The following is a 10,347-nucleotide window of genomic DNA, read 5'->3' on the forward strand; positions in this document are numbered from 1 at the left end:
GCCGTTGGCATGCGCATAGCGCAGCATCCAGCCCCAGTTGACGTCGCGCATGATGTGCTCGGTCGAATCGAAGGCGACCAGCGCGTTGGGCGCATAGTGCATCGCCATGATGATGCCGGTGACGATCTGGATGACCAGAGCGATGCCGGCGAGCACGCCGAAATTCCAGAAATAGTTGAGGTTGCGCGGCACCGGATAGCCGCCGCCGATCGCCCCATAGACCAGACGCGGGAGCGGCAGGCGCTCATCCAGCCATTTGGTCAGATCGGACTTGGGTTCGTAATGCTTGGCCCAGGAAAAGCTCATCTCTTATGCTCCTCAACCGATCTTGATGACAGTGTCTGACAGGAACGAGAACTCTGGCACTTCCAGGTTCTTCGGCGCCGGACCCTTGCGGATGCGCGCGGCGGTATCGTAGTGCGAACCGTGGCAGGGGCAGAAATAGCCGCCGAACTCGCCCTTGATCTCGCCCTGCGCCGCGCCCAGCGGCACGCAGCCCAGATGCGTGCAGACGCCCAGCGTCACCAGCCAGTTCTTCTTGCCGTCGACGGTGCGTTCTTCGAGCGACTGCGGATCGCGCAGGCTGTCGACGGGCACCTTGTCGGCGGCGGCGATTTCGGCGGGCGTCAGGTTGCGGATGAACACCGGCTGCTTGCGGAACACGGTCTTGATGGCCTGGCCGGGCTGCACCGCCGAGATGTCGACCTCGGTCGACGACAGCGCGAGCACGTCCTTGCTAGGTGCCATCTGCGTGATGAGCGGGATCAGCACCGATGCGCCACCCACACCCGCAAAGCTGACGGCGGCGATGTTGATGAAGTCGCGGCGGCGCACACCGTCGGATTCGACGGCGGCACTGCCATCCTGATTCATCGTGACTTGTTCTGCCATGTCGCTAACCTGACCCTCAAGCTATTGAAAAGGATACGTTTTTTGTCGATATAGGAAGCGGCATGGCACGGCTTTGCCCCTGGCCCGTCCGCATGATTGCGGGCCTGATAGACGCAAAATCGTCATCTTGCCAACAGGGAAATTGGCGCGCCGCAGCATCATTCCGCCGATTTTGCGTCGGTTTGCCGTGCCCTGCGTGCGCCGAACCGAGCACGACAGGTGACAGCCGCGCCGCGCGCGCTATGAAGGGGCGATGCGGATTGCCCTGTACCAACCCGAAATCGCCGGAAATGTTGGCGCCATCCTGCGCCTGGCGGCGTGCATGGCGGTGCCGGTCGAAATCATCGAGCCGTGCGGCTTCGTGTTCGACGACAAACGGCTGAAGCGCGCGGCGATGGACTATGGCCCGCTTGCCGAAATGACCCGCCACGCCGACTGGCCTAGCTTTCAGGCCTTTGTGCGCGATACGGGTGCGCGGCTCGTGCTGATGAGCAGCAAGGCTAGCGCCAGCGTCTATCGCACGGCTTTCCGGGACGACGACATCCTGCTGATGGGGTCGGAAAGCGCCGGCGTACCCGATCATGTGCGCGATGCCTGCGACCTTTTGACCACCATTCCGATGGCGGCGGGTGTCCGATCGCTGAACATATCGGTCGCCACCGGGATTGCGCTGGGCGAAGCGCTGCGGCAGACACGAAGACTGGGTGAGGCATGATCGGCCATCACCGCATAGGGGAGCGCGATGACTGACTGGACCGAACAGAAGCCCAAGGCCCGCGCCTGGTTCGAAAGCCTGCGCGATGCGATCTGCGCCGAATTCACCGCGATCGAACGCGAGGCGGACAGCGATGCGAGCTTCGAATACACCCCGTGGGACCGTACCGAGGCGGACGGATCGCCGGGCGGCGGCGGCGTGCGCGGGCTGATCAAGGGCAAGGTGTTCGAAAAGGCGGGCGTCAACGTGTCGACCGTCGAGGGTCGGTTCAGCGAGGAATTCGCCAAATCGATCCATGGCGCAGGCAGCGACCCGCGCTTCTTTGCGACCGGAATAAGCCTGGTCGCCCATATGTCGAATCCGCACGTGCCTGCGGTGCATATGAACACCCGTTTTCTCGTGACCACCAAGGCGTGGTTCGGCGGTGGAGCCGATCTCAACCCGCCGCTGCCCTACGAGCAAGATACGGCGGATTTTCACGCACGGATGCAGGCCGCGTGCGATGCGCACCATCCCGACTATCACGCGAAGTTCAAGGCCTGGGCGGACGACTATTTCTACATCCCGCATCGCGGGGTGCACCGCGGGGTCGGCGGCATTTTCTATGATCATCTCGAATGCCCGGACGAGGCGGCATTCGACGCCAATTTCGCCTTCACCCAGGATGTCGGCCGCGCGTTCTTGGACATCTTCCCCGCGCTGGTGCGGCGGCGGATGGGGCAGGAATTCTCTGCGGCCGAAAAGCATCAGCAGCTCGTCTGGCGCGGGCGCTATGCCGAATTCAACCTGATCCACGATCGCGGCACCTTGTTCGGGCTCAAGACCGGCGGCAATATCGATGCGATCCTGATGAGCCTGCCGCCCGAAGCGGTCTGGGAATGAGCCGATGACGATCGAGCGGCTCGACCATGTCAACATCATCACCGATGACCTGATGGGGACCGCACGCTTCTACGAAGAGCTGCTCGACCTCGAGATCCGCCTCGCGCCGCCGCCGCTGACGCCCGACAATGCGCGCTGGGCGCACGATGCGGCGGGCAACGCGGTGGTGCACATCAACAGCACCGACTGTCCGCGCACCTATGATCGCGCGGTGGCGCCGGGGCCCACCGGATCGATCCACCATGTCGCGTTCCGCTGCCGGGATTATCCCGCGATGGTCGCCCGGCTGGAGGCGCGCGGCGCGGACTACCAAAGCAACGAAGTCGAAGCCATTGGTCTCAAGCAGCTTTTCACGCTCGACCCGAATGGGGTATTGCTCGAGCTCAACTTCTTCGCCGGGTAGGTCGGCGCCCATCGGGAGGTCCGCATGACCGTCCATTCGATCGAATCCGCCCCGGTTCATCTGGGTCTGGGCGCGAAAGCCCTGCCCCAGCCCGCGATGACCAGCATGCAATGGTATGCCGATTACGAGGCGCGCACCGCGAGCGATGGCGCCGAAGGTCGGCTGGTCGCGCAGTTCCGCTTCGATGCGCCCTGGACGATGTGGGAAATGCATCCGCATGGCGACGAGCTGGTGCTGTGCCTCGCGGGGCGGATGACGCTGCACCAGCAAGCGCCCGATGGCACGACGACCGCGCTCGAGCTCGGCCCGGGCGACTATGCAATCAATGCGCCGGGAGTCTGGCACACCGCCGATGTGAGCGGCGAGGCGACCGCGCTTTTCATCACCGCAGGCCAGGGCACCGAACACCGGCCGCGATGACGCACGAAAAAGGGCGCGGCCGCCGATGCGGCACGCGCCCCTTTCGCGGCGATGCTGGTCGCGCGGCGATCAGCCGTTCACATCATCCTGGGTCACCGGCACGATGCGGATTTCGACGCGACGGTTCTGCGCGCGGCCATCTTCGGTCGTGTTCGACGCCACCGGCTGCGATTCGCCGAAGCCGCGCGTGGCAAGGCGCGCTGACTGCACGCCGCGGCCGGAGAGATAGCTCGACACCGACTGTGCGCGGCGTTCGGACAGCGTCTGGTTGTACGCGTCGCTGCCGGTCGAATCGGTATGGCCATAGACGTCGATATAGGTGCTTTCATATTGCACCAGCGTCGAGGCGACATCGTTCAGCGTGTTGCGGAACTCGGGCTTCACCGCCGAGCTGTCGACGTCGAAGGTCACCTGGCTCGGCATGTTGAGCAGCAGGCTGTCGCCATCGCGCACGACATCGATGCCGGTCCCGGCGGTCTTCTGGCGCAGTTCGCGCTCCTGCTGATCAAGGTAATAGCCGATGCCCGCGCCCGCGACCGCGCCGATCCCTGCGCCGACGATCTTCTCGGTCCGGTCTCGGCGGCCGCCGACGATATCGCCCAGCAGATAGCCGCCGAGCGCGCCGCCGATACCGCCGATCGCGGTGCGGCTGATGCGCTGCTGGCCGGTGTCCGGATCGGTGACGCATGCCGCCAGCGACAGGCTGGCCAGGCCCGCAAAGGCCGCGATACGGATCGTCTTGCTGTTCATCATGTGCTCCCGCGATTGTCTTTCGTCTCGTGGACGCGTCGCCGCGTCTCATCGCCTTATTCGATTGTGCGCCTGAATGGTTCCCGAACCCGTTTGTAACATCGTTTAATTTTCGGGATCGCCAGGCCGCTCTGTGGGTTTGGTTGCAGGTGCGAAAGCGCGTGACACCCTGCGCCTGCGCGATATAGGGTGCTCCCTTAACCCTGTAAGGCCCGATGGACCCTCTTCCCCCCTTTCCCTGGCTGGATGTCGTCATCATCCTGGCGCTGATCGTGCTCAACGGCGTGTTCGCGATGTCCGAACTGGCGATCGTCTCGGCGCGCAACGCCAAGCTGGAAGCGATGGCGCGCGACGGCAGCAACGGCGCGCGCACCGCGTTGCGACTGGGGTCCGATCCGGGCAAGTTCCTTTCCACCGTCCAGATCGGCATCACGCTGATCGGCATTCTGGCGGGCGCCTATTCGGGCGCGAGCCTGGGTGCTCCGGTTGGTGAGCGGCTGGCGCTGGTCGGCGTGCCCGCCGACATTGCCGATAGCGTCGGATTTGCGCTGGTCATCGGCGTCACCACCTATCTATCGCTGGTGATCGGCGAGCTGGTGCCCAAGCAATTCGCGCTGCGCAAGGCCGAGGAACTCGCGGTGATCATGGCCATCCCGATGGACCTGATGGCGCGCGGTGCCGCCCCGCTGGTCTGGGTGCTCGACCGGTCGAGCGCGCTGATCTTCCGCCTGCTCGGTCTCAACCGCGAATCGGAAAATATCGTCACCGCCGAAGAGCTGCAGATGATCTTTGCCGAGGCGACCAAATCGGGCGTGATCGAGGAATCCGAGCGCGCGATCATCTCGGGCGTGGTCCGCCTCGCCGACCGGCCGGTGCGCGAGGTGATGACGCCGCGCACCGAGGTCGACTGGCTGCCCGCCGATGCCGGGCTCGACGATCTGCGCCGTATCATGGCCGAATCGCCACACAGCCGCCTGCCGGTCGCCAATGGCTCGGTCGATGCGATCATCGGTATTGTCACGGTACGCGATCTGCTCACCGCGATCATCGAGGGCGCGCCGCTCGATCTGGCCGCGCTCGCGCGCGCGGCGCCGATCGTGCCCGACCGCGTCGACGCGATGGACGCGCTCAAGGTGCTGCAGAAGGGCGAGGTGCCGATGGCGCTCGTCCACGACGAATATGGCCATTTCGAAGGCCTCGTGACGCCGGCCGACCTGTTGCAGGCGCTGGTCGGCGATTTCGCGTCGGACCAGGGCGAAGGCGATTCGCCGATGGTGGTCGAACGCGCCGATGGCAGCCTGCTGATTTCGGGCGCGCTGCCCGCCGACGCAATGGCCGAGCGGCTGGGCATCTCGCTGCCCGAAGACCGGGATTATGCGACGGCCGCCGGCCATGTGCTGCACTGCCTGCGCCACCTGCCCAAGGAGGGCGAGGTGTTCAACGATCAGGGATGGCGGATCGAGATCGTCGACATGGACAATCGCAAGGTCGACAAGCTGCTGGTCAGCCGGATCGCCGAAGACGACTGACCGGCCGGACCCGGCTTATTGCGGCGCGCCTGCGCCCGCGCCCGGCGCGCCCACCGCGCCGATATTGCCGAACAGATCCTGGAAGAAGGTGCGCTTGCGGCCCAGCGTCGGCGTCTTGTCGCCTTCGGGATCGATCTTGGCGACCTGATCCAGCCCGGTAAAATCGACCGCCGCGACATTGCCGGCGGCGTCGAACTTCACCCGCATCACCTGCTGCGCGGTCGGACGCGGATTGGCAAAGGCGAGCTGGCGGGTGTCGCGCGCGAAATAATACCATTCGCTGTCGCTGAACTGGCCGGTAAAGGTGGGACGGCCCAGCGTGCGCTCGACCGACTGGCGGTTGTCGACTCCAGGCAGGATCTGGCCTGCCAGCGTCTGGTCATAGATGAAGCCCTGATGGCCGCGCAGCTGGCCGCAGCCCGCCAGCAGCGGCAGTGCTGCCAGCGCGACCAGCCATGCGGCGCGGGGACGCGAAAACCGGGTCGCGCGGGGTGTCGGGGCTTTGCTGGTCATCATCATTCCTTGGCGGTCTATCCGCTGTGTCTGCGGCGCAATGCAGCCCGGCCCGAGCCATGCCGCATGTCTTGCAACTTGCCGTTGCCGCCTCAATATGCACTAAGCCGCTGCATCACAAGTGGCCAATGAATTGTGGCTTAACGCCGCGATTTCCCTGCAGGATACCGCACGTCCCATGTCCGTCCTCTCCCGTCTGTTCAGCCGCAAGGATCCGCGCGAGGTTGCGCGCGCCGCCTATGACCGCATCGTGGCGCTGGGCCGCGACCCCTTCTGGTATCTCGACGGCCAGGTAGAGGACAGCGTCGATGGCCGGTTCGAGGCGGTGACGATGGTGCTCGCCGCGGTGCTGCTGCGGCTGGAGCATGACGAAGCCGACCCGCAGGTGCGCCAGTTCTCGGTGTTTCTCGCCGAGCTGTTCGTCGACGACATGGACGGCCAGCTGCGCCAGAACGGGGTGGGCGATCTGGTGGTCGGCAAGCATATCGGCAAGATGATGAGCGCGCTCGGCGGCAGGCTGGGCGCCTATCGCGAGGCGCTGGCGCGCGGCGACGGCCATCAGCTCGGCCAGGCGCTCCGCCGCAACCTCTATCGCGACGCCCCGGTCGCGGAAACGGCGGTGACCGCAACCGCAGACCATCTCGCACAGTTCCACGCAAGGCTGCGCACCATCCCTGCGCCCGCGATCATGCAGGGGGAGTTCTGATGCAGGAGCAAACCGAATTTCCGCGCCCGATCGATCTGCGCGCGATCCCGCGTCAGCCGGTCGAGATCGCGGCCGACGAAGCCGAGCGCGCCGCGCTGGCACGCCGGTTCGATATCGTCTCGATCGACCTGCTCAGGGCCAGCGCGCAGTTCGAGGAGCGCGGCTCCGGGGTCGAGGTTTCGGGCCGGATCGAGGCCGAGCTGGTCCAGTCCTGCGCGATTTCTGGCGAGGATTTCCCGGTGCGCATCGCCTCCGACTATCGCCTGCGCTTCCTGCCCGAGGCGGACTATGAGGCCGCGCTGGCCGATGCGGGCGAGGAAATCGAGCTGACCAGCGAGGATCTGGACACGATCGCCTATACCGGCAGCACCATCGATCTGGGCGAGGCGATCGCGCAGACGCTGGCGCTCGAGATCGACCCCTATGCCGAGGGCCCCAATGCCGATGCCGCGCGCGCCGAACATGGCCTGTCGACGCCCGAGGCGAGCGGGCCCTTCGCGGCGCTGCAGGCGTTGAAAAAGGGCTGAGCCCCCCCGATCAGGGCTTGGGCACGCCGATATTGTCGAGCAGCTGGTCGACGGCGGCCAGCGCGGCGGCATATTCGGGCGAATCGATAGTGCTGTAGGTGCGCTCGAACAGTGTCGCATCGAGACCTTCCGGACGGGTCAGCGCTTCGCGCGCGAACAACTGGTCCGCCGTCACCGCAGCGAGCCGCGTTTGGACGAAGCGCGCGAGCTGCGGATCGGTGGCGGCGCGGGCGAAGCGCTCTCCGGAGCGATCGGCGGCCAGATCAACAAAGGAAAAGCCGGTGCCGCCCTCCAGACTGTCCGACAGCTCCTTGAAGGCGCCGAGCGATTGCGCGACCTGCCCGCCCAGGCTCGCCTGCAAGGCCGCCGACAGCGCCCAGTGCTTGGCAAGATCGCCGCGCCCGGCCAGCGTGACCGCCTGATCGGGGGGAATGCACGCGCTGACCAGCGGCGTGCTGTCGCAGCTGACACGATGGGAAGAGGCGGGATACGGCCATCTGCCGGTATGCATGGCCAAGACGCAGTACAGCTTCTCCGCCGATCCCGCGCTGCTCGGCGCACCCAGCGGCCATATCCTGCCGGTGCGCGAGGTACGGCTGAGCGCGGGCGCGGGCTTTGTCGTCGCGATCTGCGGCGAGATCATGACCATGCCCGGCCTGCCGCGCGTGCCCGCCGCCGAGGCGATCCGGCTCGACGACCAGGGCGAGATCGAGGGGTTGTTCTGACGCCGGTTCCGCTGTGCGCCGGCGCGCGATGAAGCGAAGGATATGCGCGCCCCATTGACAGCCGCACGGCTTGTCGCCAAGCCCGCCGCCCATGGCGAGCGCATCTGCCCCCCTTTCCGACGAACGCTTCGGCCTTGACCGGCGGATCACGCTGCTGGGGCCGCTGCCGCTCGATTGCGGTGCCTCGCTCGCCCCGGTGCAGATCGCGTACGAGACCTATGGCACGCTCAATGCCGACAAGAGCAATGCGATCCTGATCTGCCACGCGCTCACCGGCGACCAGTATGTCGCCTCGACGCATCCGATCACCGGCAAGCCCGGCTGGTGGCAGCGGCTGGTGGGGCCAGGCAAGCCGGTCGATCCGTCGCGCGATTTCATCATCTGCGCCAATGTCATCGGCAGCTGCATGGGGTCGTCGGGCCCCGCCACGGTCAATCCCGCCACTGGCGAGCCCTGGGGCATGGACTTTCCCGTCCTGTCGATCGCCGACATGGTGCGCGCGCAGGCGCTGCTGCTCGATTATCTCGGCATTCCGGTGCTCTCCGCCGTCATCGGCGGCTCGATGGGCGGCATGCAGGCGATCAGCTGGCCGGTGCTCTATCCCGATCGCGTCCGCGCCGCGCTCGTCATCGCCTCGACCGCGCGGCATTCGGCGCAGAATATCGCGTTCCACGAGGTCGGCCGCCAGGCGATCATGGCCGATCCGCGCTGGCGTAAGGGCGCCTATTATGCCGATGGCGACGTGCCCGCATCGGGCCTGGCCGTCGCACGCATGGCCGCGCACATCACGTACCTCTCCGAAGCGGGACTGACCGAGAAATTCGGTCGCCGGTTGCAGGACAAGAGCGGCCGGGATTGCAGCGGCAGCAGCTTCGGCTTCGATGCCGATTTCCAGATTCAGAGCTATCTGCGCCATCAGGGCATCAGTTTCGTCGACCGGTTCGATGCCAACAGCTATCTCTACATCACGCGCGCGATGGACTATTTCGACCTGGCCGAGCATTTTGACGGGGTGCTGGCCAAGGCGTTCATGGGTACGAAGACGCGCTTCTGCCTGATCAGCTTCGACACCGACTGGCTCTATCCCACTGCGGAATCGCGCCGCATCGTGCACGCGCTCAATGCCGCAGGGGCCGAGGTGAGCTTTGTCGAGCTGTCCTCGCCCTTCGGCCATGACGCGTTCCTGCTCGAATGCCCCGAGATGAACCGGATCATCGACGGCTTCCTGCGCGCCGGGGCGAACGCGTGAACGGATTGCGTCCCGACCTCCAGATCATCGCCGAGAACGTGACGCCCGGCGCGCGCGTGCTCGATATCGGCTGCGGCGACGGCGCATTGATGGCGGCGCTGCGCGACAAGGCGCAGGTGCGCGCGCGCGGGCTCGAGCTCGACCCCGCCAATGTGAGCGCGGCGGTGGCGCGCGGGCTATCGGTGATCCAGGGCGATGCCGATACCGACCTGGCCGACTATCCGTCCGACAGCGTCGATTACGCGATCCTCAGCCAGACGCTGCAGACCACGCGCGCGCCGCATCTGGTGCTCGAGGAGCTGCTGCGGATCGGCCGGCAGGCGTTCGTCAGCTTCCCCAATTTCGCGCACTGGCGCATCCGCCTCTCGCTGGCGACGTGGGGCCGGATGCCGGTCACCCGGCTGCTGCCCGAAAGCTGGTACGACACGCCCAATATCCACCATGTCACCATCGAGGATTTCCGCGACCTGATCGCGGCGCGCGGCTGGACCTGCGACGGGCAATGGTTCCTTTCGGGCGGCAAGCCCACATCGCGCGGCATGGCCAATCTGCTCGCCGAACATGCGGTCTTCCTGCTGAGGCGCTGACATATGAGGATCGGGATCATCGGCGCCGGGCTGGCCGGGCTGACCGCGGCGCGCGGGCTGGCAGAGGTGGGGCACGCGGTCGTAGTGTTCGACAAGGCGCGCGGCCCGGGCGGGCGCATGTCGACCCGGCGTACCGAAACCGCGCAGGGCATGGCGTTTTTCGACCATGGCGCGCAATATTTCACCGTGCGCGACGCCGGTTTTGCCGAGACGGTCGCGCACTGGGAGGGCGAAGGCGTCGCGGCGCGCTGGCCCGCCGCGGGTGACGAGGCCTGGGTCGGCGCGCCCGGCATGAACGCGATCATCAAGGCTGAGGCAGCGGGGCACGATGTCCGCTGGAACTGCCGGATCGAGGCGTTCGTGCGCGAGGGCGCGCAATGGCGGTTCGAGCACGAATCGGGCAGCGAAAGCTTCGATGCGGCGGGCGTCGCGGGCCCCGCGGGAAAAGGC

14 protein-coding genes and 2 pseudogenes are annotated in these 10,347 nt (G+C 66.2%); 11 read left to right on the top strand and 5 right to left on the bottom strand.

What is annotated here, in order from left to right; translation table 11 throughout:
* Nucleotides 1–306, bottom strand: a pseudogene (locus DM995_RS12870) (cytochrome b); the annotation flags it as partial.
* A 12-nt stretch (nt 307–318) separates the two neighbouring features.
* On the bottom strand, nt 319–891 hold the full coding sequence (petA, locus tag DM995_RS12875) for a ubiquinol-cytochrome c reductase iron-sulfur subunit (protein ID WP_116969677.1): 573 nt from the start codon (nt 889–891) through the stop codon (nt 319–321).
* 253 nt (nt 892–1,144) lie between these two features.
* On the opposite strand from petA, the gene DM995_RS12880 reads away from it, so the two are divergent.
* Genes DM995_RS12880 through DM995_RS12895 form a run of 4 tightly spaced genes read left to right on the top strand, consistent with a single transcriptional unit; the run spans nt 1,145 to nt 3,311 of the window.
* On the top strand, nt 1,145–1,606 hold the full coding sequence (locus DM995_RS12880; protein ID WP_023837533.1) for a tRNA (cytidine(34)-2'-O)-methyltransferase: 462 nt from the start codon (nt 1,145–1,147) through the stop codon (nt 1,604–1,606).
* A 27-nt stretch (nt 1,607–1,633) separates the two neighbouring features.
* The gene (gene hemF, locus DM995_RS12885; protein ID WP_116969678.1) at nt 1,634–2,488 is read left to right on the top strand and encodes an oxygen-dependent coproporphyrinogen oxidase; all 855 of its coding nucleotides are present in this window, start codon (nt 1,634–1,636) and stop codon (nt 2,486–2,488) included.
* Between the two features lie 4 nt (nt 2,489–2,492).
* Nucleotides 2,493–2,891, top strand: coding sequence for a VOC family protein (locus DM995_RS12890; RefSeq protein WP_023837531.1), 399 nt, complete (start codon nt 2,493–2,495; stop codon nt 2,889–2,891).
* A 24-nt stretch (nt 2,892–2,915) separates the two neighbouring features.
* Nucleotides 2,916–3,311, top strand: coding sequence for a cupin domain-containing protein (locus DM995_RS12895; protein WP_116969679.1), 396 nt, complete (start codon nt 2,916–2,918; stop codon nt 3,309–3,311).
* Between the two features lie 69 nt (nt 3,312–3,380).
* Here the strand turns inward: DM995_RS12895 and DM995_RS12900 are convergent, their stop codons facing one another.
* A complete protein-coding gene (locus DM995_RS12900; protein WP_116970458.1) occupies nt 3,381–4,061 on the bottom strand; it encodes a YiaD family glycine zipper/OmpA-like lipoprotein in 681 nt (226 codons plus the stop codon).
* Between the two features lie 215 nt (nt 4,062–4,276).
* Here DM995_RS12900 and DM995_RS12905 point away from each other — a divergent pair, with 215 nt between their 5' ends.
* Complete coding sequence (locus tag DM995_RS12905) at nt 4,277–5,590, top strand: hemolysin family protein (protein WP_116969680.1); 1,314 nt, start codon at nt 4,277–4,279, stop codon at nt 5,588–5,590.
* Nucleotides 5,591–5,605: 15 nt separating this feature from the next.
* Here DM995_RS12905 and DM995_RS12910 read toward each other — a convergent pair whose 3' ends face one another.
* Nucleotides 5,606–6,106 carry an outer membrane protein assembly factor BamE gene (locus tag DM995_RS12910; RefSeq protein ID WP_116970459.1) on the bottom strand — a complete coding sequence of 167 codons (501 nt, stop codon included), beginning with the start codon at nt 6,104–6,106 and terminating at the stop codon, nt 5,606–5,608.
* A 175-nt stretch (nt 6,107–6,281) separates the two neighbouring features.
* On the opposite strand from DM995_RS12910, the gene DM995_RS12915 reads away from it, so the two are divergent.
* Both DM995_RS12915 and DM995_RS12920 read left to right on the top strand, forming a co-directional pair.
* Complete coding sequence (locus DM995_RS12915; RefSeq protein ID WP_023837526.1) at nt 6,282–6,809, top strand: ubiquinol-cytochrome C chaperone family protein; 528 nt, start codon at nt 6,282–6,284, stop codon at nt 6,807–6,809.
* Complete coding sequence (locus DM995_RS12920) at nt 6,809–7,336, top strand: DUF177 domain-containing protein (RefSeq protein ID WP_116969681.1); 528 nt, start codon at nt 6,809–6,811, stop codon at nt 7,334–7,336. The genes DM995_RS12915 and DM995_RS12920 overlap by 1 nt, the downstream gene beginning before the upstream one ends.
* Before the next feature lie 10 nt (nt 7,337–7,346).
* Here the strand turns inward: DM995_RS12920 and DM995_RS12925 are convergent, their stop codons facing one another.
* Nucleotides 7,347–7,847, bottom strand: a complete 501-nt coding sequence (locus DM995_RS12925) for a YfiM family lipoprotein (protein WP_198669458.1) — start codon at nt 7,845–7,847, stop codon at nt 7,347–7,349.
* Between DM995_RS12925 and DM995_RS12930 the strand changes: the two are divergent.
* The 4 genes and pseudogenes from DM995_RS12930 to DM995_RS12945 all read left to right on the top strand — a co-directional run.
* Nucleotides 7,789–8,061: pseudogene (locus tag DM995_RS12930) on the top strand (formate--tetrahydrofolate ligase); the annotation flags it as partial. The gene DM995_RS12925 and the pseudogene DM995_RS12930 sit on opposite strands and share 59 nt — an antisense overlap.
* A gap of 91 nt (nt 8,062–8,152) precedes the next feature.
* The gene (metX, locus tag DM995_RS12935) at nt 8,153–9,310 is read left to right on the top strand and encodes a homoserine O-acetyltransferase MetX (protein ID WP_116969683.1); all 1,158 of its coding nucleotides are present in this window, start codon (nt 8,153–8,155) and stop codon (nt 9,308–9,310) included.
* Nucleotides 9,307–9,897, top strand: coding sequence for a methionine biosynthesis protein MetW (gene metW / locus DM995_RS12940; protein ID WP_232824378.1), 591 nt, complete (start codon nt 9,307–9,309; stop codon nt 9,895–9,897). The genes metX and metW overlap by 4 nt, the downstream gene beginning before the upstream one ends.
* A 3-nt stretch (nt 9,898–9,900) precedes the next feature.
* Nucleotides 9,901–10,347, top strand: a 447-nt coding sequence (locus tag DM995_RS12945) for an NAD(P)-binding protein (RefSeq protein WP_116969685.1), incomplete at its 3' end; no start/stop codon positions are given.

Origin of the sequence: Blastomonas sp. UPD001 (genome assembly GCF_003426715.1) — a bacterium.
In the GTDB taxonomy this organism is placed as follows: domain Bacteria; phylum Pseudomonadota; class Alphaproteobacteria; order Sphingomonadales; family Sphingomonadaceae; genus Blastomonas.